Here is a 24,100-nt window from a genome sequence, read left to right as displayed (position 1 = left end):
CACCTTCGGGGCATTCGGATGCTGCAGGGCCGGCCGGTGCGGTCTTGCCCTGCCCGGTCACCACCCGCGGGCGCTCCTGGTCTGCCTTTACCTGCTTCGATGAGTTGCCGGAGCGCTACTCGATCACGAAGCGATGGGCGTAGGTCCGTCCGTCACTGACGGTCAGTTCGGTGAAGCCGAGCATCTTGCAGAAATCGAGGAAATTGAAGATCGACTCGACCTGAAGCTCGCGCATGATCTGCGTCGTCCGCGCGACCCCGGTCATCAGGGCCAGGACCGCACGGGCCTGGGCGAGCGTGGTCATGTGATTGTCGTAGAGACTGACGATGATGAGCTTCTCCGCCTCGTCGCCCTTGGCGAACATCGCCCGCTGCGGCGGATAGGGCCGCTCGCTCACGCTCTTGGCCACGCCGGAAACAAAGGCGAGCCGGCTCTCGCGCGTTGCCTGCGGGATACTCTGCGCCCGGGAAACATACTGCTCCTCGCTCACGGACTCGGGATAATAGTATCCTGCATGACGCGAGTCCGCGGAGGCGGGCTCGCCGCCCGTGCAGGCCAGTACAAAGAATAGGAGCGCGCTCCATAAAGGCGCACCTGCGCGGCTCATCGCCATCCCGAAATTCCCCCGGTTCCCGATCGTCCAAGCGCATTTCATCCATGTGCGATTGCACGTGGATCATGCCCCATGGATCATGCATAGTCGCACGCACCGAATAAAGGCCTGAAACAACCGCGCCGCGCTCAACCGGGCGTCCAGAAACCGCATCCGGATCGAGAATGCCTCCCATGAAAATCGCTTTCACCGCTTCCAAAGCGCCGGATGCCCAGGAAGCCTGTGCAGCCCTTACAGCCCGTTACGGCACTGTTCTGCAGGCCGAAGCGGACGTGATTGTCGCTCTTGGCGGCGATGGGCAGATGCTGGATACGCTGAGGGACAATTTCGACCGCCCCGTGAAAGTCTTCGGAATGAACCGTGGCACTGTCGGTTTCCTGATGAACGAGTATTCCCCGGAGGACCTCGTGGCGCGGATCGAGGCGGCGCAGCAGGTCATCCTCCATCCGCTCCGGATGGAGGCGGAGAAAGCGAACGGTACCGTCGAGCAGGCGCTTGCCATCAACGAGGTTTCGCTGCTCCGGCAGACCGCGCAAGCCGCAAAGATCCGGATCACCATCGACGGCATCGTACGTCTCGAGGAACTGGTCTGCGATGGCATCCTCGTCGCGACACCAGCCGGCAGCACCGCCTACAACCTCTCCGCCCACGGGCCGATCATTCCGCTCGGCGCCGGCGTGCTCGCCCTGACGCCGATCAGCGCCTTCCGGCCCCGGCGCTGGCGCGGCGCCCTCCTGCCGCACGAGGCAAAGATCCAGTTCGATGTGCTCGATCCTGGCAAGCGGTCTGTCAGCGCGACTGCGGACTCCACCGAAGTCCGCGATGTGATCCGGGTACGTGTGCGCGAAGACCGGTCGATACCGCTCACCCTGCTCTACGATCCACAACATAATCTGGAAGAACGCGTTCTGAAGGAACAATTCGCTCCCTGACCGTGCCCCGGGTTCAGGCGTCCGCTTCGGCTGATCTGACGTCCAACAAGGTGAATATGCGTTAACGAAATGATTACTTTTTCTAATTAGCGTATAAACATCAGTACGTTGAAATCGGAACTCTACTTTCGTGGGGAAATGAGGGATGGCCGGTTACTGGGACAGTGTCGACGAGAGCGGTCCGACGACTTCGGACGATTTGAAATCCTATCTCGAGGAACGCAAGCGCAAGGCCGCGCGCTATTTACGCACCGCCAAGCAGGCTCAGAAAAGAATCGAGCAGCTTCAGGAGATCGCGGAAAAGCACCGCAAGGCACTCGGTCAGGAAAGCTGAACCGCCAGTCCCCGGACATACCCGGCCAACCAGGCAGCGAACCCGTCCGGATCCCGCTTCAATGCGGCGAATCCCTCAGTCCCGACCATCCGATCGGCATCGAGATAGAGCCTCCGGTTGATTTCGATCTGGATGGAATGGCGTCCCTTGTCCGGCGCACCGTACCGCCGGATCATCTCGGCACCCTTGTAGGGCGCGTTCACGGCCGCCGCGTAACCTCGCTTCAGGAACCAGTCGGCGACGGTTCCGGCGAGATCCGGCGCGACCGTCAGCCCTTCCACGTCGCTGATCACGAAATCGGGCCGCGGCTCGCCCGCATCCACGTTCATTGCCCCCCGACCGGCTTCATGGAATGCCAGACCGCACCGTGCGCGGCATGCAACCTATCCAGCCCGTCCTTCACTGCCGCATGGTACTGGCGGTAGCCGCTCTCGATGCGGGCTGAGACCGGCGACCGTGAGCGGTGACGAAATCGCGCGCCCGGAATGCGGCGAGACGAAAAGAACCGGCGCCAGGTTGCCCGCGGGCTGGTATGCGGTCAGAACCCCTGCGATCCGCCTGACGCGGTTGTCGCCACCAGCCTCAGAGGCCGTCATTCAGGTGACAGGCCGAAATCCGCCCCGGCGCGACTTCCTTCAGCACCGGTTGTTCGGTCCGGCAGCGTTCCGTCGCGTGCGGGCAGCGGGGATGGAAATGACAGCCCGGCGGTGGATCGATCGGCGACGGGATCTCGCCCTTGATCGGCACGAACGTGCGTTTGCGGGTATCGAGCCGCGGCACCTCGTCGAGCAGCGCCTTGGTATAGGGATGGTTCGGCTCGCGGAACAGCTCCGCAGTCGGCGCGCTCTCGACCACGCGGCCGAGATACATGATTACAACCCGATCGCTCAGATGCTCGACCACACCCAGGTCATGGCTGATGAAAAGATAGGTGAGGTTGAGGTCCTCACGCAGATCCATGAAGAGATTCAGGACCTGGGCCTGAATCGAAACGTCGAGCGCCGCGACGGATTCGTCGCAAACCAGGAAGTCCGGCTTCACCGCAAGCGCCCGGGCGATGCCGATACGCTGACGCTGACCGCCGGAGAACTGATGCGGATAGCGCCGCACGTAGCTCGGATCGAGCCCGACCCGCAGCATTACGCTCTGGACGTAATCCTCGACCTCGTTCGGCTTGACGATGCCGTGCACCCTGGGTGCCTCGCCGATAATGTCACGCACGCGCAGGCGCGGGTTCAGCGAGCTCATCGGATCCTGAAAGATCATCTGGATCTTGAGCTGCGCATCGCGCGCATCGGCTCCCTTGAGGTCGGTGACGTCCCGGCCCCGGTAATACATGCGCCCGTCGCTCGGCTCATGCACACCGGCCACCACGCGGCCGAGCGTCGACTTGCCGCAACCCGACTCGCCGACCAGTCCGACCACCTCTCCGTCGGCGATCGAGAGCGAGACGTCGTCGACGGCGTGAACCGTCTCCTCCCGGACATTCGCGCCAAGCCGTTGGCCGATCTTGGCCGCGAGATCGAGATGTTTGGTGAAGCGCTTCGAAATGCCCTCGAGACGGACAATCGGCGCCGCAGTGCCTTCTGCTTTATCCATTTCCATCGCCATAATCAGACAGCCTCCGCCACGAGCGGATGATGGCAGCGGATCTGGCGCCCGCCCTGGCCCGCCGCTAGCGCCGGCGGCTGCTCGCAGGCCGCGGTCGCATAATCGCAGCGTGCCGCGAAGGCACAGCCCTCCGGCAGGTTCAGCAGCGACGGCGTCATCCCCCGGATCTGCAGCAGGCGTTTGCCGCGCGCATTGCGACTCGGCACGGAGCCGATCAGTCCGGCGGTATAGGGATGCATCGGCGCGTCCAACACGTCATCCACCTTGCCGGCCTCGACGACCCGGCCTGCATACATCACCGCAACCTCATCCGCGAGGCCGGCGACAACCGACAGGTCATGGGTAATCCAGATCATCGCCGTCCCCGTCTCGGCGCAAAGTTTCTGCACCTCGTAGAGGATCTGGCCCTGGATGGTGACGTCGAGCGCTGTCGTCGGCTCGTCCGCGACAATCAGGTCCGGCTTGTTCAGCAGCGCGATGGCGATCGCCACGCGCTGGCGCATGCCGCCGGAGAACTGGTGCGGATAACTCTTCAGCCGCTCGTCCGGCGACGGGATGCCGACCTGGCCGAGTGCGTCGCGAGCACGCTGACGTGCCTCGTCGTCGCTCACGCCGTGATGCGCCTTGATCGCCTCGATCATCTGGGTGTCGATGCGCAGCACCGGGTTCAGGGTCATCATCGGATCCTGGAAGATCATCGCGACATTGTTGCCGCGCAGCTTGCGCATCCGCTCCTGGCTCGCGCCGACGAGGTTCTCGCCGCGATAGAGGATCTCGCCGCCGACCACCCGACCCGGCTCGTCGACGAGCCCCAGGATGGAAAAGCCGGTCACCGTCTTGCCGGATCCGGATTCACCGACGAGGCCGAGGATCTGGCCCTTGCCGACGGAGAAACTGACATCGTTCACCGCCTTGACGACGCCGGCCTTGGTGAAGAAATGGGTCTGGAGATTGCGGACCTCGAGGGTCGCCTGATCGCTCATCTGACCTGGTCCTATTTCTGCAGGCGGGGATTGAGAACGTCGCGCAGACGGTCGCCGACGACGTTGATCGTGACGATGGTGAACAGCAGGGCCAGGCCGGGATAGACGCTGATCCAGTATTCGCCGCTCATCATGTATTCGAAACCGTTCGCGATCAGCAGGCCGAGCGACGGTTCGGTCACAGGCAGGCCGAGGCCGAGGAAGGACAGGGTCGCTTCCAGCAGGATCGCGTGCGCCACCTGCATGGTGGCCACCACGATCAGCGGTGGCAGGCAGTTCGGCAGCATGTGACCGAAGATCACCCGCCGTTTCGAGAGGCCGAGGCAGGTCGCGGCCTCGATATATTCCCGCCGGCGCTCGACCAGCGCGGAGCCGCGCACGGTCCGGGCGTAATAGGCCCACTGCACCAGCACAAGGGCGACGATGATCTTGTCGATCCCCTTGCCGAGTGTGGCGAGCAGCACCAGGGCGATGAGAATCGCCGGGAAGCTCAGCTGGATATCGACCACGCGCATGATCACGGTATCGACCTTGCCGCCGAAATAGGCGGCGCAAAGACCGAAGCTGACACCGATGACGAGCGCGATGATACCGCTGCCTATGCCGACGCCGAGGCTGATCCGGAGACCGTAGATCATGGCGCTGACCATGTCCCGGCCGAGGCCGTCGGTCCCGAGCATGGCGGTCACGCCGCTGCCCATGGTCCCGCCCGGATGGAGACGGTTGTCCATGAAGGTGACCGAGGCGAGATCGTACGGATCGGTCGGCGAGATCCAGGGGCCGAACAGTGCGATCAGAAGCACGATCAGCACGCCGAACGCCCCTGCGACGGCGACCTTGCTTTCGGCATAGTCGGCGAGGAAACGGCGGAACGGCGTCTCGCCTTCCGAGATCGGCTTCGCCGCGCCGGCGGTGCCGATTTCGGTATCGTCTTGGACAGCCGTCATGACTTCACCTCCTGGAGGCGGACGCGCGGATCGAGCACGGAATAGAGAACGTCAACGACCAGGTTGATGAACACGAAGAGCCCGACCACGAACAGCAGATAGGCCACGATCACCGGACGGTCGAGAAAGCCGATCGAATCGATCAGCAGCTTGCCCATGCCCGGCCAGGCGAACACCGTCTCGGTGACGACCGAGAACGCGATCAGGCCGCCGAACTCGAGGCCGAGAACGGTCACGACCGGAATCATGATGTTCTTGAACAGGTGCACGCCGATGATCCGCCCGGTACTGAGCCCCTTGGCGCGGGCGAACTTGATGTAATCCTGGTGCACGACCTCCCGGGTACCCGCCCGTGCGAGACGGATCACCATCGAGAGCTTGAAGAGTGCCAGATTGACCGCGGGAAGAATCAGGTGCAGCAGGCCGTCGGCGGTCAGGAAACTGACCGGAATACCGAACAGATCGACCGTTTCGCCGCGGCCGAAGGACGGGAGCCATTCCAGCATCACGGCGAAGAACAGGATCATCATGATCCCGACCCAGAATGTCGGCACGCTGAAGCCGAGGATCGAGGCCGTCATGATGCTCTTGGAAATCCACGAATTCGCTTTCAGACCGGCATAGATGCCGAGGGGAATGCCGATGACCACCGCGATCAGCAGTGCGGCGACGGCGAGCTCGAAGGTTGCCGGCATCCGTTCCAGGATCAGCTCCATCGCCGGCTCCTGGAAGACGAAGGAATTGCCCATGTCACCCTGCAGCGCATTTCCGATGAAGCGCAGGTATTGCATGTAGAAGGGCAGATCCAGCCCCATGGACTTGATGATCGCCTGCCGCTCCGCCTGGTCCGCATCGTCCGCAACCAGCATTTCGACGGGGTCGCCGACGAGAAACACGCCGCCGAAGACCAGAAGCGACATGATGAGCATAACCAAGGCCGCCTGCAGCAAGCGGCGAATGATGAAAACGGTCATCCGTTATCCCGACACCAGCATGGTTGACGTCGGCCGGCCGATGCAGACGCATCGGCCGGCCGCCAAAGTTTCTCTTTATTCGGGCTTGAAGTCGTAAGCCGTGGTCCGTTCGTCGGTCCGCGGCGTGTAGGTAATGCCCTTCTTCGACGCCCAGGTATTCACCTGGTAGTGCAGCGGGATGATGCCCATGTCCTCGCCGATGCCGACATCGGTCGCCTCGGCCAGGAGCTTCTCACGCTTGGCATCGTCGACCGTCGCCAGAGCCTCGTCCAGCAGCGCATCCATCTTCGGGTTGGAATGACGTCCGCGGTTGGATGCCCCCATGCCCTTGTCCTTGTCATGCGTCGCGAGCAGAGACTTCAGCGGCGAGGAGGCCTCACCCGTGCCGGAGCCCCAGCCGACCAGCACCAGGCTGAATTCCGGCAGCCCGTTCGCACCCGAAGACGCCCGCTTGAAGAAGACGTTCTTGGTCATGGTCTCGACCTTGGTCGGGATGCCGTTCGCAGTGAACAGCTGACCGATCGCTTCCAGGATCTTCGCATCGTTGATGTAGCGGTCGTTCGGGCCGTGCGCGGTCAGCGCGAAACCGTCGGGATAGCCCGCTTCCGCCAGCAGCTTCTTTGCCGCAGCCGGATCGTAGGGGTCCGGCTTCAGGTTCGGCGAGACGCCGAAGAAGCCCTTCGGCAGCAACTGGCCGGCCGGAATCGCCACGCCTTCCATGACCCGCTCCACGATCGCTTCGCGGTTGATCATCAGGGAGAGCGCCTTGCGAACGCGCGCGTCCTTCAGCGGATTGGAGGACAGCGGGTTGCCATCCTTGTCGGTGACGAACGGCGACTTGTCGCGGAACTGGTCGAGGTGCAGATAGATCACCCGGTTGGAGATACCGGAGCTGAGATTGAGCCGCGATTCCTTCTTCAGCCGCTCGATATCGACCGTCGGGACATTGTCGATCGCATCCACGTCGCCCGCCAGCAGGGCCGCGACACGGGCCGGTTCGGACTTGATGAACTTGAAGGTCACCTTGTCCCAGGGCTGCGCGATCTCGCCGACATAGCCGTCGAATTTCTCGAGAACGATCTCCTCGCCCTTCTTCCATTCGACGAACTTGTACGGACCGGAACCGATCGTCGCGGTGCCGTCGTTGAAATCCTTGGCCGAGATGCCCTTGTTCTTACCGGAGCTGTCGGTGCCCTTGGCTTCCGAGGACATGATCATGACCGTGGTCAGATCGTTCGCCATCAGCGGATAGGGCTTCTCGGTAACGACATGGAGCGTCAGATCGTCGACCTTCACCAGCTTCTTGCCCTTGGTGTAGGTCCGGAAGCTCGAGTTGCCACCTTCGTAATTGTCGGCGCGCTCGAAGGAGAAGATCACGTCATCGACGGTGAGATCGGAGCCGTCATGGAACTTGATGCCCTCGCGGAGCTTGAACTCCCAGGTCGTGTCGTTCACGGGCTTCCATGATTCGGCGATACCGCCGAAGATCTGCTGGTTCTCGTCGAACTCGACGAGACGCGAGAACACATGCCCGATCATGGCGTTGTTCGGCGTCAGATTGTGAAAATACGGGTCCATCGAGGACGGTTCGGACCGAATACCGATCACGATATCGGCGGCCAGAACATTCGTGGTCATAGCGGATACCGCCACGGCCGCAAGACCAAGCCTGCGCAGTGCCTTCATCCCTGCCTCCTGTCGTCAGTCACACATTGATTTTGCACCGGTTTCAAAAAATTCCGGCACTTATGAGAGCGCAGAGCATGGCGCATTAAACTCCGCTCCGCAAGGCCGCTCCGCCTTGAGTTGACGCCTTCTCTTGTCGTCGCCAAGGCCTTCGCGTTACGATTGTCACATCGTCCGGCTGCGCACCAGCAAAAGGACCATCGCATGTCTGATGCCGCCCCGGCCGCCCTCTCGGATCACTACCCCGTCGAGCTCGAGTCCCCGGATATCTCCGCCTACGAGTCGGGGAATACTGGCGTTCCTTATTTCACAACCTTCGCGTCCGGCCGGACCGGTCCGAACGTACTGATCACGGCGCTGGTTCATGGCAACGAGCTTTGCGGTGCGATTGCGCTCGATCACCTCTTCCGCAACGAGATCCGGCCGAACCGCGGAACCCTCACGCTGGGCTTCTGCAATGTGGCCGCCTATGCCGAGTTCAGGGCCGATTATCCGGCGCTCTCCAGGTTCATCGACGAGGATTTCAACCGGATCTGGGACCCCGACGCGCTCGAAGACGGACGGCGCAGTCTGGAACGGGCGAGAGCCCGCGAGATACGCCCGCTCGTCTCGAGCTCCGAGATCTTGCTCGATCTGCATTCGATGCAACATGCGACCGGTCCGCTTGTGCTCGCCGGGCGACATGCGAAAGGACGGGAGCTCGCGGAAAAGGTCGGCGTGCCGCCTCTGATCGTCCTCGATGCCGGTCACGCCGCCGGACGGCGCCTGCGCGATTACGATTTCTTCGACGACCCGCGGGATCCACGGGCCGCGCTTCTGCTTGAATGCGGGCAGCACTGGTCGAAGGCCGCAGCCGAGGTTGCAATCGACGCGACCTACCGCTTTCTCCATGCCGTGGGTCAGATCGACGAGGAGACCGTCATCCGCCATTGCGGTGCGGGGCGTCCGCCCCCGCAGAGAGTCGTCGAAATCGTCAGGGTCGTCACGGTGAACACCGATTCCTTCCGGTTCCATGACGATTACAGGGGCATGGAGATCATCCCCGAAGCAGGTACGGAGATTGGGCGCGACGGCGGGACGCCGATCCGAACGCCCAATGACGACTGCATTCTCATTATGCCGACGCGCCGTCTCAGCCGGGGTCTGACCGCGGTCAGACTCGGGCGCTTTGTTGAATAAGAGCCCTCTCCCGCTTTATGCTGGCACGAGATTTCCCCCTTACCGAGAGAGCGCCCGGCGCCCGCCGGAGCGAGATACATATTGACCGACTCCAAGGCGCCCGGCGCCAACGAACCCGACTCTTCCGGCTCCGAGGCATCGGGCGGTGATGATCGGCATGGCTTGCGCAAGGCGCTCGTCGCCCTCGCAATAGGAACCGCAGGCGGGTTTCTCTTCGCCTGGCTGAGACTGCCGCTGCCCTGGATGATGGGAGCGATGATCGCGACCACGATCTGCTCCATCGCCGGCCTCGATATCGGCCTGCCGCAGCGCCTGCGGATGGTGATGATCGCCATCCTCGGTGTCATGCTCGGAAGCGCGTTCAAACCCGAACTCCTCGATCATCTCGGCAAATGGGGCATTTCCGTCACCGGACTGTTTGTCTACGGTATCGTCGCCCTGCTGCTGGTGCTGCTGTTTCTCCGGAAGGTCGCGAGATACGATCCCGTCACGGCCTATTTCTCCTCTTCGCCGGGCGGTCTGAACGAGATGGTCATCGTCGGCAAGGCGATGGGCGGAGACGACCGGATCATCGCCCTGACCCATGCCTCGCGCATTCTGATCGTGGTGATGATCATCCCGTTCCTGTTCCGGATCTTCGGCGGCTATCAGCCGCAGGCGGGCATGCTGCCGCCGGGCAACGGATTCGACCTGCCGGCGCATGAATGGGTCCTGATGGCCGGCTGCGCCATCGTCGGCCCCATCATCGCCAAGCGCCTGAAGCTGCCGGCCGCGCCGCTGCTCGGCGCCATGATTCTCAGCCTGGTCGTGCATTTGACGGGCTGGAGCGAGAGTGCGCCGCCGAGCCTGCTGATTGCCGCCGCGCAGGTCGTTATCGGCACCGGCGTCGGCTGCCGCTTCACCGGCACCAGGGTCGGCGAGGTCGTGAGAATCATCGGTACCTCTGCCGGCGCCTCGATCATCCTGCTCGCGACTGCGGTTGCCGCCGGCTTCCTGCTTCAGGATCTGACCGGCATTCCCTGGTACGTACTGGTACTGGCCTACGCACCGGGCGGACTCGCGGAAATGAGCATGGTGGCGCTCGGCATCGGCCAGGACGTCGCCTTCGTCGCGACCCATCACCTGTTCCGCATCGCCTTCATTGTGCTGCTCGCGCCGCTCGCCTTCAAAATCATCCGGCGCTGGTTCTGATCAGCCGAACTTGGCGGTGATGCCTCCGTCGACGACGAGCTCGGTGCCGGTGACATATCGCGCCTCGTCGGAGGCGAGAAACAGCACCGCGCGGGCGACGTCCCAGGCATCTCCCATATGCCCCATCGGGCATTGCGCGTCGCGCATCCGGTACATCTCCTCGATATCGCCCTCGGAATAGGCGTCCGGTAGCCCGACCTCGATCATCGGCGTCTTCATCAGCCCCGGCAGAACGCAATTCGAGCGGATGTTGCGGCTGGCATATTCCAGCGCCACGGAACGCGAGAACGGGATCAGCGCACCCTTGGTCGTCGAGTAGGTGATGTAGTCGACGCCGGTATGCCGGATCCCGGCGATCGAGGAGGTATGGACGATGGCCCCGCCGCCGCGCTTGAGCATGTGCGGAACGGCGGCCCGGGTGCAGAGAAAGGCGCTGGTCAGGTTTACGTTGGTAACCCGGTCCCAAGTATCGAAATCCGTGCCCTCGACACCCCCGACGACGGCGATTCCGACATTGTTGTGCAGGATGTCGATCCCGCCAAAGGCCGAGAGCGCCGCGTCGGTCATCGCCGCGACCTCCTCCTTCGAGGACACGTCGCAGCGCACGGCGATCGCTTCCCCACCCTCGCCCTCGATGATCGACCGGGTCTCCTCCGCCGCCTCGAGATTGATGTCTGCGCAAACCACCCTGGCGCCCTCGCGCGCCATCAATGTCGCGCTCGCCTTGCCGTTGCCCCAGCCGGGTCCGATAGATCCGGCTCCCGTGACGATCGCGACCTTGTCCTCCACGCGTCCCATGAGCCTCTCCCTCCCCCTGGAGATTTCAAACTCGGTTCATCGGCGGAAACGCACCACCATCTGCGCCCGCTCGGCCGCACGCGCGCTCTCGACATGATGCGGCACCGGCGTGATCCCGAACTCACGCTCCTTGTAACGGTCGATATCGACCTGGGTCAGTTCGAAGAGGTCGCAGAGCCAGACGGTAAATCTGGCGAAGATGCGCTCTATCTGCAGCATGGCGGGTCCTCCGGAGCCGGGATTCTGATGTCCCTGCCCGTATTCTAATCACGCATCCGGCGATTGCGGAAGCGGGCAGGGAGACCCGCTCCCTCCAGAGCCGAGAAAGGCGTCGATCTCCGCCCAGACCGCGCGGCGGACCTCGTCACGCTCCAGCAGAAGCTCATGGCGGGCACCGGCGCAGCTCACCAACCGACAGTCCGGCAGCATGGCCGCGACCGTTCTCTGCGCGGCGTTGGAGACAATCCACTCATGCTCCGCGCTCAGCAAAAGTACCGGGATGGAGATTTTCGAAAGGTAGGACCGCCGGTTGACCAGCTTGAGAGACCTCAACGCGGAATAGAACCACTGGTAACTCGGCCCGCCGAGAGCCACGTCGGGATTGGCATCGATCTGCGCATGGATGCGCGCGAAGCGGACCGGGTCGCTGGTAAGCGGGTTGCCTTCGAAGCCACGATATTTGTCGCTGTAAGGTCCGGTCCCCGGCACGTAGTATGCCCCGAATCCGAGACCGACGGCCGCCTTCGCAAGACCATGAGCGATGTATCTCGGCCAGATCCCGGTCTCGATCCCCGCCATCGGCGCCGAGAGGATGACGCGCTCGAACAGGTCTGGGTGGTCGTGCGCCGCCCGGAGCGCGAGATGCCCCCCCATGGAATGGCCGTAGAGGATGCGCGGCCCCGGCAGGTCCCGGAACCGCACAAGGCGAAGCACCTCCTCCAGATCGTTCAGGAAGTGCCCCATATCGGCGATATGCCCCATGCGCCGGTTGGCGGCCAACCGGTCGGACAACCCCTGCCCGCGCCAATCCAGCGTGATCACCCCGTAGCCGCGCGCCATCAGTTCGCCGATGCTTTCCAGAGCCTTCTCGACGAATTCGGTAAAGCCCGGGAGCATGAGCACCGTACCCGCCGGACTGTCCGCGCCCGCCGGGAACCGCGCGATCCGGATCCGCACCCCGTCGGACATGACGGGAAAATCGACAGTCCCGCCGATGCTTTCGATTGTCGGCAGGGGACCCGGATCGACGGCCTCAGACATTGAGCAGCAAGTACTCCCGTTCCCAGGCACTGATGACCTTCTGGTAGGCGTTCGACTCGGCGATCTTCACGGCAGTGAAAACGTCGACAAAGCGCCGCCCCAGGATCTCCTTCAACGGCTTCGCCCGGTTGAGACGGGTCAGCGCATCCTCAAGATGACGCGGCAGCTTCGCCGCCAACGCATAAGCGCTTGTGTCGATCGGGGCAGACGGCTCGATCTTCTCGACCAGACCGAGATAGCCGCAGGCAAGAGATGCCGCCATCGCTAGGTAGGGATTGGCATCGGCACCGGCGACCCGGTTCTCCACGCGCCGCTGATCCGCGGGCGATATCGGCACCCGCAAACCGGTGGTGCGGTTGTCGACTCCCCAATGCATGTTGATCGGTGCGTCACTGTCCGGCACGAGACGGCGATAGGAGTTCACATAGGGCGCGAGGAAAGGCAAAGCGGCCGGAAGGTATTTTTGCAGCCCGCCGATGAAATGCAGAAAATCTTCTGAATGGCTGCCGTCGGCGTTGGCGAACAGGTTTCTGCCCGTCAGCGCATCATAGACACTCTGATGCACGTGCATCGCGCTTCCGGGCTCGTCCTGCATCGGTTTCGCCATGAAGGTCGCGTAGACGTTGTGGTCGAGTGCGGCCTGGCGGACGGTGCGCTTGAAGAGAAAGGCCTGATCCGCGAGTTCAAGCGGGTCGCCGTGGTTGAAGTTGATCTCCATCTGCGCCGCGCCGGACTCGTGGCTCAGCGTGTCGATATCGATCGCCTGCGCCTCGCAGTAATCGTAAATGTCCTCGAACAGCGGATCGAACTCGTTCACCGCATCGATACCGAAAGCCTGGCGCGCGGTCTCAGGACGCCCGGAACGGCCGATCGGCGGCTCCAGAGGATAGTCGGGATCCGGGTTTACTTTCACCAGGAAGAACTCGAGCTCCGGCGCCACGACGGGCCGCCAGCCTTTTTCCGTGTAGAGTGCGATGATCTTCTTCAGAACACTCCGCGGCGCGATATCGACCGGCGAGCCGTCTGCATAGAAGGCGTCGTTGATGACCTGGGCGGTCGGTTCCTTGTACCAGGGGACCATCCGGATCGTGTCGGCCTGCGGCACCAGAAATATGTCGCTGCGGCGCGGGTCGAGATCCTTTTCCTCGATATAGTCGCCGGTGACATCCTGCCCGAAGATGCCTTCCGGAAGACGCAGTCCCCGCTCCCCGAGCCCGTCGAGAAATTTTGCGGCGGGAAGGATCTTGCCGCGTGGAATGCCCGCATGGTCGCAAACCATGCATTCGACTTCCGTAATACGTCTTTCACTGATCCAGGTCTTCAGATCGACCGACATGTGTGCTCCAGGAGCAGTTGCAAGGAGATCATCCGGCTCGCCCTGATTTGGCGGGCGTGGTAATGGCAGGGCATTCCCACTCCGGGCCACCGCGATGACCGACCTAACCTATTATCACGCAACCACTCCCGAGTTCGAGCAGCGTCCATCACTGGCGGGCGAAATAGACGCGGATGCCTGCATAGTCGGCGGCGGACTGACCGGCGTCTGCGCGGCGTTGCAGCTCGCCGAGCGCGGATATTCGACCGTGCTGCTGGAAGCGGGGCGCATCGGCGACGGCGCTTCCGGACGCAACGGCGGCCAGATCGTCATGGGCTACGGCTGCGACATGACCACGTTCGAGCGCGCGGTCGGTCGCGAAGCGGCCAAGACCATCTGGCAAATGGGAACGGAAGCCGTTACCGACATCAACCTCCGGATCGAGCGGCATGGCATTGCCGCAGACTACCGACGTGGTTATCTCCATGCAGCGCTCAATGCCCGTCAGGCCGGAGGACTGCTGGAACTGGCGGAAAGCTGGTCGGGCACCTACGGCTTCGCGGACATTCGCATGCTCGATGCCGGAGATACCGCTGCCGCGACCGGATCGGACATCTACCGCGCCGCCCTGCTGGAACGGGGCAGCGGACACATCAATCCGCTCGCCTACCTGCGCGGCCTGGCACGGGCTGCCGAAAACGCCGGCGCGCGCCTGTTCGAAGCGAGCCGGGTGACGTGTCTTCAGCGCGGCACGCGGCCCGTCCTGGAGACCGCGCGCGGGCGTGTGACCGCGCGCATGGTGGTTCTCGCCGGAAACGCCTATCTCGGCGGACTGGTGCCGGAGATCGAATACCGCATCGCACCTGTTCTGAGTGCGGTGGCCGCGACCGCTCCGCTCACGGCCGATCAGCAGGCCCGGATCCTGCCCGGCAACGAGGCGGTGGCCGATTCCAACACCGCGCTGAACTATTTCCGCAAGACACCGGACGGCCGCCTGTTGTTCGGTGGTCTCGCAAGCTATTCCGGACGCCCGCTGAACAACGCGTCGGCGGCGCTCCGCAAGCGCATGGCCGGCGTCTATCCGGAACTCTCGAACATCGACATGGAGTATTGCTGGTCGGGCAAACTAGCCATCACGGTTACACGGATGCCGGATTTCGGGCGGGTCGACAGCAATATCTATTATGCACAGGGTCTTTCGGGACACGGCGTCGCCCTCACCGGTCTCGCCGGCAAGCTCATCGCCGAGGCTGCCGCGGGCGATGCGGAACGTTTCGACGTCTTTTCCCGGCTGCCGAACTACCGTTTTCCCGGCGGTCCGGCGCGACAGGCAGTGCTAGCCCTCGGCATGGCCTGGTTCAAGCTGCGCGACATGGTCGGATTGTCGAAATAGCGGACGAGACCTAGAGCGCTTTCTTGCGAAGCAGCTTTCCGATCCGCCGCGGATCCCGGTTCGCGATTCCGAGAGCCTGATGAGCCAGGCGGCGTCGCACCGCGGACGCCAGAACAAGCGCGGCCTTCGGTCCGAGATGGACGTCACTGTCACCGGCCTTCTGCCGTGAGCGGCTTTCGAACAAGTCCGGCGCCTCGGATTCCAGGGACAGAGCATGCGCCACGACGGCAAGTTCCGCCTCGCTCGCAAGGCGCAACGCAGCCGCGCCTTCAAAGCGTTTCAGATGTGACGATTGACGTATGCCGCGCGTCTTTGAGTCGCTTGCCGACTCGTCCGTCACGCCGTCCGGGTTCATGAGGTCGGTCATGTCCGGTCTCCTTTCTGGAAACGAGGCAATTTCCGCGGGCCGGTACTTTGCACTGGCTGGTAACTCGCGAAATCCAGCCGAATGTTATGCAGAGATCAGACAGGCTTCAATAATTTTATCTTTAATAAATCAAATAATTAAAAGACGATTTATCTATAATTTTAAATACTTTGAAAATAACTGACGCCATGCTGTACGCAACCGCCACTCCGGCTCTATGAAAATAGTGAAAGCAGGGCGTTCGGCCTCTGGTTGGCAATGCCGAGGGTTTGAATAGCGAGCTGTTGCTGAACCTGTAACGCCGTGACCTCTGCCGCACCGCGCGCCAGATCGGCATCCACAATATTGCCAAGCCCCTCCTCCGTCGCATTGGAGACCGATTCATTGAAAGAGATCTGGGATTCGATATAGCGCGCCGAGGCGGCAAGTCCGGCAAGCACGTTTCCGACAGTGTCCAGAGCCTCCACGACGTATACGTCCGTCGTGATCGAATGCGTTACAGCCACATCTATTGTCCGTTCTGGACGTCAATTGAGGGATAGTTCTGCGCCTCTTCTAGGCGCGCAATTTCTATCACACAATTTTTAGAGTGACACTCCAGGCACTTTCTTGATTACGAAAATTTTCTTCGCACGATCCCTTCCTGTCCGCTCCGGTCAGAGGCCCAATGCCTCCTCCGGAGCCTTGAACGCGAGTCCGTGCGCCTCGGCGACCGCTTTGTAGGTGACCTCGCCGTGATGGACATTGAGGCCGTTCAGCAGATGCCTGTCGTCGGCGAGCGCCTGACGGTGCCCTTTGTCGGCCAGCGCGATCACGAACGGCAGGGTCGCGTTGTTCAGGGCGAAGGTCGAGGTTCGCGCGACGCCGCCGGGCATGTTGGCGACGCAGTAATGCACGACATCGTCGACCAGATAGGTCGGCTCCCTGTGGGTCGTCGGACGCGACGTCTCGAAGCAGCCGCCCTGGTCGATCGCGACATCGACCAGCACCGCGCCACGGCGCATCTTCGCGACAAGCTCTCTCGTCACCAGTTTCGGGGCGGCGGCTCCGGGCACAAGGACCGCACCGACGACCAGGTCCGCCTGCAGCACATGCTCCTCGATGGCATCCACCGTGGAATAGATCGTGTTCAGGATCGGACCGAACTGCAGGTCGAGTTCGTAGAGCCGTTCGAGGCTGCGATCGATGACCGTGACCTTGGCCTCCAGCCCCATCGCCATGCGCGCCGCGTTGGTGCCGACGACGCCGCCGCCGATCACAACGACATTGCCCGCCGGTACGCCGGGGACGCCGCCGAGCAGCGTGCCGCTGCCGCCCTGCGCCTTCTCGAGACAGTGGGCACCGGCCTGGATCGCCATGCGGCCGGCGACCTCGCTCATCGGCGCCAGCAGGGGCAGGCCGCCGCGCGCATTGGTCACGGTCTCGTAGGCGATGGCGATGGCGCCGCTCTCGATCAGTCCCGTCGTCTGCGGCAGGTCGGGCGCGAGGTGAAGATAGGTGAAGAGGATCTGGCCCTCGCGGAGCATCCGGCACTCCACCGGCTGCGGTTCCTTCACCTTCACGATCATGTCCGCCCGCGCGAAGATCTCCTCGGCGGTCTGGACGATCTCGGCCCCGGCGGCGAGATAATGCTCGTCATCGAGCCCGATGCCGTAACCGGCATGGGTCTCGATCAGGACCTTGTGCCCGTGATGGACAAGTTCGCGCACGCTGGACGGGATCAGGCCGACCCGGTTCTCGTCTGTCTTGATTTCCTTTGGAACACCGATCAGCACTGCCATTCCTCCCCTGCATGTTGGGCATGCTTGTTTCAACCTGTGTCCGCCGCGCGAGGATGACTGTCAAGTTAGACAATCGGATTCGCGGAATAGCTGCCCTTATCCGGTCACAGAACGATCACGATCGGTCACGAGGATTTCGATTGTCAGCGATAGTGTCGCTGCCCAGGCTGTTCACACGAAGTGCCGCCGCCCGACTTCCCTTGAAGAGGCGAAATGGCATGGGGAGAGGGTCATGACCGTCGAAGCCTACAACCTCAAGCGATCCTGCGTCATTCTCGGCGCCATCGTGCTGAACGTTCTCGTCTGGCTCAGTGCGGCCCTTCCGCGGCTGGTCGTCTAGCCGGCGCGGAGGCGGGCCATCGGCTTATTCTTGCCTCCAATTCACGGGATGCGGGTGCTTGGGCTGGATGCGCTTCCGGATCGGGACTAGGCTTTGCCGGTTTCACTCGCCGGAGCGTGTCCTATGTATCGCCATATCATCGTCGGACGCGGCCTGATCGGGTCCGCGGCAGCGCGTCACCTCTCGTCCTGGCAGGACGGCGTGGCAGTGATCGGCCCCGACGAGCCGGCGGACCGGATGTCCCACGACGGCGTATTCGCCAGTCACTACGACGAGGGGCGGCTGACCCGGATCTATGATCCGGTGCCGGAATGGTCGCTGACCGCCACACGCTCGATCGCGCGCTATCCGGAGATAGAAGCCGAAAGCGGGATCGATTTCTTCACCCCCAGCGGATTCCTCGGCATTGTCGGCTCGGAAGACGTGAACACCAGAGCCACGGTCGCACTCGCGCGGGAAAATGGCGGCAACACAACGGTGATCGACGCGGCCGCGATGCGCGAGCTCTACCCCTTTCTCTCTTTGCCGAACGATTGCGCAGGGATCCGGGAAACCCAAACCGCCGGCCATATCAGCCCGCGTGCGCTGGTCAGGGCACAGTCCGCGCTGGCGGAGAAGAACGGAGCAGAGGTCATACGCGCGACGGTTACGGCGATAGACGTTAAAGGCTCGAGCGTGGACGTCACCACGGACGACGGCCGGACCTTCGAAGCGGAACGGGTCCTCATCGCGACCGGCGGCTACACCACCGCCTGCAAGCTGCTGCCGCGACCGTTGGCCACCAAGGTTTATGCCCGAACCGTCGTCCTGTTCAGGGTTACCGACGCGGCAGCGGAGGTTCTAGAGCATATGCCGACCGTCATCGAGACGTTTGCCGGCTCCTACATACTGCCGCCGATCCGCTATCCGGACGGGCATTCCTACGTGAAGATCGGGATAGGCACCGAAGCGGATGCCCGGCTCGGCTCCCGCGAGGAGCTCGACGCCTGGTTCAGATCCGCCGGCTCGGAACGGAATAGACTGGAATTCACTGACGTGCTCGAACGCCTCATTCCGATCCTGAAGGACTGTCCGGAGCGGCATACCGACACCTGCGTGACGACCTACAGCACTTCCGGGCTGCCTTATATCGACTTCGTTGCGGGCGACCATCTCGCCGTCGCGATCTGCGGCAACGGCAAGGGCGCAAAAGGCTCGGACGACTGGGGCTACGCCGCCGCCCGCCTGATGGAGGGCGGCGACTGGGATCACCCGATTCCACGCTACAAACTGAAGGCCGATTTCGCCTGAGACGCCTCAGACCGCCATCGGCGTGCCCCGTGCCGTATCCACGCAGGCTGCCGCCACCGCATCCATGATGGCTTCGGCGTCGATGCCGTGGGTCTGGTAGAGGTCCGGAAGATCGCCGGATTGGCCGAAGCCGGTGACACCGAGGGGGAACAGCCTCCGGCCGAGCGCGCTGCCGATCCAGCTCAGGTTCGCCGGATGGCCATCCTGCACGGTGACGATGCGCACGTCCGGCCCGAGATCGCCCATCAGCTTTTCCAGATGCGATTTCGGTGCCTCCGGGCGCCGGATACGGGACTGCCAGCCGGAATAGAGCCGGTCCGCGCTGGTGACCGCGAGCACGCCGACGCCCGGCAATTCCTCTTCCAGCATCTCGCAGGCCTGCAGGACCTCAGGGACCACCGCGCCGGTGAAGACGATCACCGCCGGGGCGTCCTCGGCCGGTTCGCGCAACCAGTAGCCACCTGAAACGATGTCATCGCGCAGATCGTCCGTGATCTCGCGCTCCGGCTGTTCCAGCGGCCGGGTCGATAGCCGGAGATAGACCGCACCGCCATCGTCGGCCTGCATATGCGCGAAACTCCAGCGCATGATCTCCGCCAGCTCGTCCGCATAGGTCGGCTCGAAACTGGTAAGGCCCGGCTGCCCCATGCCGATCAGCGGCGTCGAGACCGACTGGTGCGCGCCGCCCTCCGGCGCCAGCGAGATGCCCGACGGGGTCGCCACCACCATGAATCGGGCGTCCTGGTAACAGGCATAATTCAGCGAATCGAGACCGCGCTGAATGAAGGGATCGTAGAGCGTTCCGACCGGCAGCAGTCGCGTCCCGAAAAGCGGCCCCGAGAGGCCGAGCGCCCCCAGCATGATGAAGAGATTGCTCTCCGCGATGCCAAGTTCGAAATGCTGGCCACCGCCATGGCGCAGCCATTTCTGCGCCGAGGCCACCTTCTCGTCCCGGAACACGTCGTTCCGCATGTCGAGACTGAAGATACCGCGCTGGTTCACCCAGGGGCCGAGATTGGTCGAGACCGTCACGTCCGGCGAGGTCGTGACCAGCCTGGACGCCAGCGCCGAATTGCCGCGCGCCAGCTCGTTCAGCACCGCGCCGAATGCCTGCTGGGTCGAGGTCCGGGTCTGTTTCTTGGTCGCGAGACTGTCAGGCAACTCGACCCTGTCGGCCTGATGGACGCGCGATCCGCCGCGATTGAAGGACACGCCGGCGACATAGTCACGAACCTCCTCCTTCGGAATGGAGAGATGCGCAAACGGATCCCACTCGCCGCCTTCCGGCACCCCCATGCCGGAGCGGAACATTTCCATCTGCTCCGGAGTCATAAGCCCCGCATGGTTGTCCTTGTGACCCGCCAGCGGCGTGTTGAAGCCCTTCACCGTGTAGGCGATGAAGCATTGCGGGCTGTCGTCCTTCACCCCGTGGAAACTCTCCAACACCGACTCCATGTCGTGCCCGGCGAGGTTCGTCATCAGCTCGTGCAGGGCATGATCATCATGCTCGTCGAGGATTGCCTTGATCCCCTTCACCCCGCGCAGGTCCTTCTTCAGATGGTCGCGCCAGGTGGTGTCCGCCCCGGACTGTCCCTTGAAAGTCAACGCGCTGTAGAGATCGTTCGGGCACTCGTCGATCCAGTTCTCCAGCACGTCGCCCCCCGGCATCTCGAAGACCCGCTGCAGCTTCTTGCCGTATTTCAGCATGTTGACGTTCCAGTCGACGGTTCCGAAGAACTGCCGAATCTTCTGGAACAGGCCGTCCGAGACCACGCCGTCGAGACTCTGGCGGTTGTAGTCGATCACCCACCAGACATTCCGGACGTCGTATTTCCAGCCCTCGAGCATGGCCTCGTAGATATTGCCCTCGTCGAGTTCGGCATCGCCCATGACGGCGATCATCCGGCCGGCCGGCTGCTGCTGCAGGCCCTGGTCCTGAATCAGGTGATGCAGGCGGACATAGTCCTGCACCATCGAGGCGAAGAGCGTCATCGCAACGCCGAGGCCCACCGAACCGGTGGAGAAATCCACCTCGTCGCGGTCCTTTGTGCGCGAAGGATAGGACTGCGCGCCGCCGAGCGCCCGGAAGCGCTCCAGCGCCGACTGGTCCTGCCGTCCCATCATATACTGGATGGCATGGAAGATCGGGCTCGCATGCGGCTTTACGGCAACCCGGTCCTGCGGCTTCAGAACGTCGAAATACAGCGCCGTCATGAGGGTCGCGACGGACGCGCAGGACGCCTGGTGCCCGCCGACCTTGATGCCGTCGCGCGAGGGCCGGACATGGTTGGCATTGTGGATCATCCACATCGCCAGCCAGAGCACTTTTTTCTCCAGTTCGCGCAGGGTTTCGATCTTGTCTTGCGGTTCCAGCAGGCCCATTGCCGCCCCTTCCTATCGGTCATTGACCGGGGGAATATGCTGCCGGCGAAATAATGTGTCGATAGGCGCAGATCAAGACGCAAGGATCGAACGAATATCGCTCCGCACCAAGCGGGTTTTCTAGTGAGCCAGCGGTAAACGGAACTTTCTTTCCCCGTAGAGCCTGCGCGAGGCATGAGCGAACCATTTCCCCCTTGCTTGCGGGACCGCCGGAGAAATAGAAGGTTTGGCGAGCTGACTCCGGGAAATGCAGGATGCTCTGCGCGATTCCGAGGGCCGTGCGCCCAGCCTATGGAGATTGGATCTGAAGATGCCGAAAGTTACGGCCATAACGACCTTCAACAAGAAGGGGCTGGAACAGTACGGACGCAAGGCGATCGATAGTTTTGTCTCACATTGGCCGCCATCGGTTCGGCTCGTGGTCTATTCCGAGGGATTCACGTTCGAGGAAACCGGCCGAGTCCGGGCGGTTGACCTGGCCGAGGCGTCGCCCCGGCTGGTGACATTCAAGAAGCATTACCTGCAGCAACCGATGGCCAACGGCCATACCGCGACCGGCTATGATTACAATTTCGACGCGGTCCGCTTCTCCCACAAGATGTTCGCCATGTTCGCGGCCGCAAGAGATCGGACGACCGACTATCTTGTCTGGCTCGACGGCGACGTCGTCGCCCATGCCGATATCCCCGAGAACATGATCCCCGAACTGATGGAGGGTGTGTTCGCCGTCTATCTCGGGCGCAAGGGCATGCATAGCGAGACCGGATTTATCTGTTTCGATCTGCGCCATCCGGAAGCGAAACCGTTTTTCGAGACGATGGAGCGCATCTACCTCTCCGGCGAACTCTTCAAGCTGAACGCATGGCATGACAGTGAGGTCTTCGACGTCACGCGCACGGTGTTTGAAGCCCAGGGGAAAATCAAGACTCGCGACCTGTCGGCCGATATGGAGACTCTCGACCCGTTTTCGGAGAGCTCCCTCTCGGCGTACATGAACCACCTCAAGGGCCAGCTCAAGACCGCGGACGGTCCCGCTGCACCAACCGCCCTCGAGACCATGGACAATCCGCGCCGCTACGAGCAGATCACTCATCTGCTTCGGACCTTTCTACCGGGATCGATCGTGGAGATTGGAACCTGGAACGGCGGACGTGCCATCGAGATGGCAAGCACCGTCCTCGGCTCTCTGAAAGAGGTTGAATACCGCGGATACGACCTTTTCGAAGACACGACGCCGCAGAGCGACCGGGACGAATTGAACGGCAAGAGTCCGGTCACGCTTGAGAATGTGGATGCGAGGCTCTCTGCATTCAAATCCGCAAACCCCGGATTCAGCTACAGCCTGGTTCGCGGCAACACCCTTGAGACGCTGGAAGAACAACGGGCCGATTTCTGTTTTATCGACGGCGGACATGCCTGCGAGACAATCGCGAGCGACTATTCTCGCCTCAAGCGGTCCGACCTGATCGTGTTCGACGACTTCTATCTGGCTGGCGCCGATACCGAGGCGTACGGGTGCAACAGGCTGCTCGAGACCGTGCCCCACATCGTTCTTCCGGTAGTCGACAAATTCTCTAGCGGCCTGGCCATCGCTCTCGCGGTAACCGCCTCCCCTGAAAAACTGGCCCGTATCCGCAAACTGTATTCACTGGAAGCCGGAAGCGAAGCATGAAGACCGCACTTATTACCGGCATCACGGGGCAGGACGGTGCTTACCTCGCCCGCCATCTCATCAACGAAGGCTACAGGGTGATCGGCACCAAGAGACGCTCTGCAAGTACGAATACGTGGCGCCTCGATGAACTCGGAATCACCGAACGCGTCGAACTGGCGACCGTCGAGATGCTCGAGTTCGGAAACATCCTGTCGGTACTCCAGGAATTCCGACCTGACGAGATCTACAATCTCGCAGCACAAAGTTTCGTCGGGGTGTCGTTCGAGCAGCCGATATTCACCATGGAAGCCAATGCTGTAGCCGTCTACCGCCTGCTTGAGGCGATCCGTATCGTCGACCCGGAAATCCGCCTCTACCAGGCGTCAACGTCGGAAATGTACGGCGGCATCACGACCGAGAGCTGCGGCGAGACTTCGCGTTTCTATCCGAAGAGTCCGTATGCTGTCTCCAAGGTTGCCGCACACATGGCCACGACGAACTATCGCGAGGCGCACCAACTGTTCTGCTGCAACGGCATATTGTTCAACCACGAGTCTCCGTTGCGGGGAGCGGAGTTCGTCACCCGCAAGATCACAACGAACCTTGCCCGACTCGCACTTGGCGACGACCGGCCACTCAGGTTGGGCAACATCGACGCGCGGCGGGATTGGGGATATGCCGAGGATTACTGCCACGGGATGCATCTGATGATGACCCGCGACAATCCCGCCGACTATGTGCTCGCGACAGGAACCGCCATCAGCGTCCGCGACTTCGTGATCCACGCAGCCGAGGCCCTGGACATGCAGCTGGAGTTCGACGGCGAAGGCAGTGAAGAAACGGCGCACGATACGAGGACCGGAAGATGTATTCTGCGCATCGATCCGGAGCATTACCGTCCGGCGGAGGTAAACACCCTGATCGGAGACGCCTCAAAGGCCCGGCAGGAACTGGACTGGGCACCGAAAATAAGCGTGGTAGAGCTTGCGGGAATGATGGCGCACAAGGACTACAACCGGCTCAAGAGCGGCGCGGCCATTCTTTGACTGGGCACGCAGATCACCCGCAAA

At 62.5% G+C, this 24,100-nt stretch carries 23 protein-coding genes; 8 read left to right on the top strand and 15 right to left on the bottom strand.

Going from position 1 to position 24,100, the window contains the following annotated elements; all coding sequences use genetic code 11:
• Window positions 1-115 precede the first annotated feature (115 nt).
• Complete coding sequence (locus ACOOE1_RS01710; protein WP_420404617.1) at window positions 116-490, bottom strand: molybdopterin-guanine dinucleotide biosynthesis protein A; 375 nt, start codon at window positions 488-490, stop codon at window positions 116-118.
• 296 nt (window positions 491-786) lie between these two features.
• Between ACOOE1_RS01710 and ACOOE1_RS01705 the strand changes: the two genes are divergently transcribed.
• Together ACOOE1_RS01705 and ACOOE1_RS01700 are read left to right on the top strand one after the other, a co-directional pair.
• Window positions 787-1,545 carry an NAD kinase gene (locus ACOOE1_RS01705; protein ID WP_420404616.1) on the top strand — a complete coding sequence of 253 codons (759 nt, stop codon included), beginning with the start codon at window positions 787-789 and terminating at the stop codon, window positions 1,543-1,545.
• Window positions 1,546-1,690: 145 nt separating this feature from the next.
• Window positions 1,691-1,879, top strand: coding sequence for a hypothetical protein (locus ACOOE1_RS01700; protein WP_420404615.1), 189 nt, complete (start codon window positions 1,691-1,693; stop codon window positions 1,877-1,879).
• Here the strand turns inward: ACOOE1_RS01700 and ACOOE1_RS01695 are convergent.
• From ACOOE1_RS01695 to ACOOE1_RS01670, 6 genes are all read right to left on the bottom strand, one after another.
• Window positions 1,867-2,208 carry an N-formylglutamate amidohydrolase gene (locus ACOOE1_RS01695; RefSeq protein WP_420404614.1) on the bottom strand — a complete coding sequence of 114 codons (342 nt, stop codon included), beginning with the start codon at window positions 2,206-2,208 and terminating at the stop codon, window positions 1,867-1,869. The genes ACOOE1_RS01700 and ACOOE1_RS01695 overlap by 13 nt on opposite strands.
• A gap of 253 nt (window positions 2,209-2,461) precedes the next feature.
• Complete coding sequence (locus tag ACOOE1_RS01690; RefSeq protein ID WP_420404613.1) at window positions 2,462-3,478, bottom strand: ABC transporter ATP-binding protein; 1,017 nt, start codon at window positions 3,476-3,478, stop codon at window positions 2,462-2,464.
• A gap of 14 nt (window positions 3,479-3,492) precedes the next feature.
• The gene (locus ACOOE1_RS01685; RefSeq protein ID WP_420404612.1) at window positions 3,493-4,473 is read right to left on the bottom strand and encodes an ABC transporter ATP-binding protein; all 981 of its coding nucleotides are present in this window, start codon (window positions 4,471-4,473) and stop codon (window positions 3,493-3,495) included.
• A gap of 11 nt (window positions 4,474-4,484) precedes the next feature.
• Window positions 4,485-5,420, bottom strand: a complete 936-nt coding sequence (locus ACOOE1_RS01680) for an ABC transporter permease (RefSeq protein WP_420404611.1) — start codon at window positions 5,418-5,420, stop codon at window positions 4,485-4,487.
• The gene (locus ACOOE1_RS01675) at window positions 5,417-6,394 is read right to left on the bottom strand and encodes an ABC transporter permease (protein ID WP_420404610.1); all 978 of its coding nucleotides are present in this window, start codon (window positions 6,392-6,394) and stop codon (window positions 5,417-5,419) included. Before ACOOE1_RS01675 ends, ACOOE1_RS01680 begins: the two co-directional genes overlap by 4 nt.
• A gap of 75 nt (window positions 6,395-6,469) precedes the next feature.
• Window positions 6,470-8,080 (bottom strand): ABC transporter substrate-binding protein, encoded by a 1,611-nt coding sequence (locus ACOOE1_RS01670; protein WP_420404609.1) that lies wholly within the window; start codon window positions 8,078-8,080, stop codon window positions 6,470-6,472.
• A 204-nt stretch (window positions 8,081-8,284) separates the two neighbouring features.
• On the opposite strand from ACOOE1_RS01670, the gene ACOOE1_RS01665 reads away from it, so the two are divergent.
• Window positions 8,285-9,259: a succinylglutamate desuccinylase gene (locus ACOOE1_RS01665; RefSeq protein WP_420404608.1), complete on the top strand. Its 975-nt coding sequence runs from the start codon at window positions 8,285-8,287 to the stop codon at window positions 9,257-9,259.
• Window positions 9,260-9,340: 81 nt separating this feature from the next.
• Window positions 9,341-10,450, top strand: coding sequence for an AbrB family transcriptional regulator (locus ACOOE1_RS01660; RefSeq protein ID WP_420404607.1), 1,110 nt, complete (start codon window positions 9,341-9,343; stop codon window positions 10,448-10,450).
• Here ACOOE1_RS01660 and ACOOE1_RS01655 read toward each other — a convergent pair whose 3' ends face one another.
• From ACOOE1_RS01655 to ACOOE1_RS01640, 4 genes are read right to left on the bottom strand one after another with little or no spacing between them, the layout of a single operon-like run.
• The gene (locus ACOOE1_RS01655; RefSeq protein ID WP_420404606.1) at window positions 10,451-11,248 is read right to left on the bottom strand and encodes an SDR family NAD(P)-dependent oxidoreductase; all 798 of its coding nucleotides are present in this window, start codon (window positions 11,246-11,248) and stop codon (window positions 10,451-10,453) included.
• A 36-nt stretch (window positions 11,249-11,284) separates the two neighbouring features.
• Window positions 11,285-11,467, bottom strand: a complete 183-nt coding sequence (locus tag ACOOE1_RS01650; protein ID WP_420404605.1) for a hypothetical protein — start codon at window positions 11,465-11,467, stop codon at window positions 11,285-11,287.
• A gap of 48 nt (window positions 11,468-11,515) precedes the next feature.
• The gene (locus ACOOE1_RS01645) at window positions 11,516-12,508 is read right to left on the bottom strand and encodes an alpha/beta fold hydrolase (protein ID WP_420404604.1); all 993 of its coding nucleotides are present in this window, start codon (window positions 12,506-12,508) and stop codon (window positions 11,516-11,518) included.
• Window positions 12,501-13,844 (bottom strand): glutamine synthetase family protein, encoded by a 1,344-nt coding sequence (locus tag ACOOE1_RS01640; RefSeq protein WP_420404603.1) that lies wholly within the window; start codon window positions 13,842-13,844, stop codon window positions 12,501-12,503. The genes ACOOE1_RS01645 and ACOOE1_RS01640 overlap by 8 nt, the downstream gene beginning before the upstream one ends.
• 94 nt (window positions 13,845-13,938) lie before the next feature.
• On the opposite strand from ACOOE1_RS01640, the gene ACOOE1_RS01635 reads away from it, so the two are divergent.
• A complete protein-coding gene (locus tag ACOOE1_RS01635) occupies window positions 13,939-15,216 on the top strand; it encodes an NAD(P)/FAD-dependent oxidoreductase (RefSeq protein ID WP_420404602.1) in 1,278 nt (425 codons plus the stop codon).
• 10 nt (window positions 15,217-15,226) lie between these two features.
• Here the strand turns inward: ACOOE1_RS01635 and ACOOE1_RS01630 are convergent, their stop codons facing one another.
• From ACOOE1_RS01630 to ald, 3 genes are all read right to left on the bottom strand, one after another.
• Window positions 15,227-15,583 (bottom strand): hypothetical protein, encoded by a 357-nt coding sequence (locus ACOOE1_RS01630; protein WP_420404601.1) that lies wholly within the window; start codon window positions 15,581-15,583, stop codon window positions 15,227-15,229.
• A gap of 215 nt (window positions 15,584-15,798) precedes the next feature.
• Window positions 15,799-16,089 (bottom strand): flagellin, encoded by a 291-nt coding sequence (locus ACOOE1_RS01625; RefSeq protein ID WP_420404600.1) that lies wholly within the window; start codon window positions 16,087-16,089, stop codon window positions 15,799-15,801.
• Between the two features lie 150 nt (window positions 16,090-16,239).
• On the bottom strand, window positions 16,240-17,358 hold the full coding sequence (ald, locus tag ACOOE1_RS01620; RefSeq protein ID WP_420406394.1) for an alanine dehydrogenase: 1,119 nt from the start codon (window positions 17,356-17,358) through the stop codon (window positions 16,240-16,242).
• Window positions 17,359-17,827: 469 nt separating this feature from the next.
• On the opposite strand from ald, the gene ACOOE1_RS01615 reads away from it, so the two are divergent.
• The gene (locus ACOOE1_RS01615; RefSeq protein ID WP_420404599.1) at window positions 17,828-18,994 is read left to right on the top strand and encodes an NAD(P)/FAD-dependent oxidoreductase; all 1,167 of its coding nucleotides are present in this window, start codon (window positions 17,828-17,830) and stop codon (window positions 18,992-18,994) included.
• 6 nt (window positions 18,995-19,000) lie between these two features.
• On the opposite strand, the gene ACOOE1_RS01610 is transcribed toward ACOOE1_RS01615, so the two are convergent.
• Window positions 19,001-21,376 (bottom strand): transketolase-like TK C-terminal-containing protein, encoded by a 2,376-nt coding sequence (locus ACOOE1_RS01610; RefSeq protein WP_420404598.1) that lies wholly within the window; start codon window positions 21,374-21,376, stop codon window positions 19,001-19,003.
• 310 nt (window positions 21,377-21,686) lie between these two features.
• On the opposite strand from ACOOE1_RS01610, the gene ACOOE1_RS01605 reads away from it, so the two are divergent.
• Window positions 21,687-23,048, top strand: coding sequence for a hypothetical protein (locus ACOOE1_RS01605; protein ID WP_420404597.1), 1,362 nt, complete (start codon window positions 21,687-21,689; stop codon window positions 23,046-23,048).
• Window positions 23,045-24,076: a GDP-mannose 4,6-dehydratase gene (locus tag ACOOE1_RS01600; RefSeq protein WP_420404596.1), complete on the top strand. Its 1,032-nt coding sequence runs from the start codon at window positions 23,045-23,047 to the stop codon at window positions 24,074-24,076. Before ACOOE1_RS01605 ends, ACOOE1_RS01600 begins: the two co-directional genes overlap by 4 nt.
• The last annotated feature ends 24 nt before the right edge of the window (window positions 24,077-24,100 follow it).

Source organism: Nisaea sp., assembly GCF_965216895.1.
Lineage (GTDB): Bacteria > Pseudomonadota > Alphaproteobacteria > Thalassobaculales > Thalassobaculaceae > Nisaea.
Note: the sequence above shows the minus strand (reverse complement) of the source record. Positions and strands in the feature narration are given on the sequence as shown.

Excerpts from the sequence above, each read along its gene's own strand:
- ACOOE1_RS01705 (WP_420404616.1), top strand. The coding sequence starts at position 787 with ATGAAAATCGCTTTCACCGCTTCCAAAGCGCCGGATGCCCAGGAAGCC.
- ACOOE1_RS01700 (WP_420404615.1), top strand. The coding sequence starts at position 1,691 with ATGGCCGGTTACTGGGACAGTGTCGACGAGAGCGGTCCGACGACTTCG.
- ACOOE1_RS01695 (WP_420404614.1), bottom strand. The coding sequence starts at position 2,208 with ATGAACGTGGATGCGGGCGAGCCGCGGCCCGATTTCGTGATCAGCGAC.
- ACOOE1_RS01690 (WP_420404613.1), bottom strand. The coding sequence starts at position 3,478 with ATGGATAAAGCAGAAGGCACTGCGGCGCCGATTGTCCGTCTCGAGGGC.
- ACOOE1_RS01685 (WP_420404612.1), bottom strand. The coding sequence starts at position 4,473 with ATGAGCGATCAGGCGACCCTCGAGGTCCGCAATCTCCAGACCCATTTC.
- ACOOE1_RS01680 (WP_420404611.1), bottom strand. The coding sequence starts at position 5,420 with ATGACGGCTGTCCAAGACGATACCGAAATCGGCACCGCCGGCGCGGCG.
- ACOOE1_RS01675 (WP_420404610.1), bottom strand. The coding sequence starts at position 6,394 with ATGACCGTTTTCATCATTCGCCGCTTGCTGCAGGCGGCCTTGGTTATG.
- ACOOE1_RS01670 (WP_420404609.1), bottom strand. The coding sequence starts at position 8,080 with ATGAAGGCACTGCGCAGGCTTGGTCTTGCGGCCGTGGCGGTATCCGCT.
- ACOOE1_RS01665 (WP_420404608.1), top strand. The coding sequence starts at position 8,285 with ATGTCTGATGCCGCCCCGGCCGCCCTCTCGGATCACTACCCCGTCGAG.
- ACOOE1_RS01655 (WP_420404606.1), bottom strand. The coding sequence starts at position 11,248 with ATGGGACGCGTGGAGGACAAGGTCGCGATCGTCACGGGAGCCGGATCT.
- ACOOE1_RS01650 (WP_420404605.1), bottom strand. The coding sequence starts at position 11,467 with ATGCTGCAGATAGAGCGCATCTTCGCCAGATTTACCGTCTGGCTCTGC.
- ACOOE1_RS01645 (WP_420404604.1), bottom strand. The coding sequence starts at position 12,508 with ATGTCTGAGGCCGTCGATCCGGGTCCCCTGCCGACAATCGAAAGCATC.
- ACOOE1_RS01640 (WP_420404603.1), bottom strand. The coding sequence starts at position 13,844 with ATGTCGGTCGATCTGAAGACCTGGATCAGTGAAAGACGTATTACGGAA.
- ACOOE1_RS01635 (WP_420404602.1), top strand. The coding sequence starts at position 13,939 with ATGACCGACCTAACCTATTATCACGCAACCACTCCCGAGTTCGAGCAG.
- ACOOE1_RS01630 (WP_420404601.1), bottom strand. The coding sequence starts at position 15,583 with ATGACCGACCTCATGAACCCGGACGGCGTGACGGACGAGTCGGCAAGC.
- ACOOE1_RS01615 (WP_420404599.1), top strand. The coding sequence starts at position 17,828 with ATGTATCGCCATATCATCGTCGGACGCGGCCTGATCGGGTCCGCGGCA.
- ACOOE1_RS01610 (WP_420404598.1), bottom strand. The coding sequence starts at position 21,376 with ATGGGCCTGCTGGAACCGCAAGACAAGATCGAAACCCTGCGCGAACTG.
- ACOOE1_RS01605 (WP_420404597.1), top strand. The coding sequence starts at position 21,687 with ATGCCGAAAGTTACGGCCATAACGACCTTCAACAAGAAGGGGCTGGAA.
- ACOOE1_RS01600 (WP_420404596.1), top strand. The coding sequence starts at position 23,045 with ATGAAGACCGCACTTATTACCGGCATCACGGGGCAGGACGGTGCTTAC.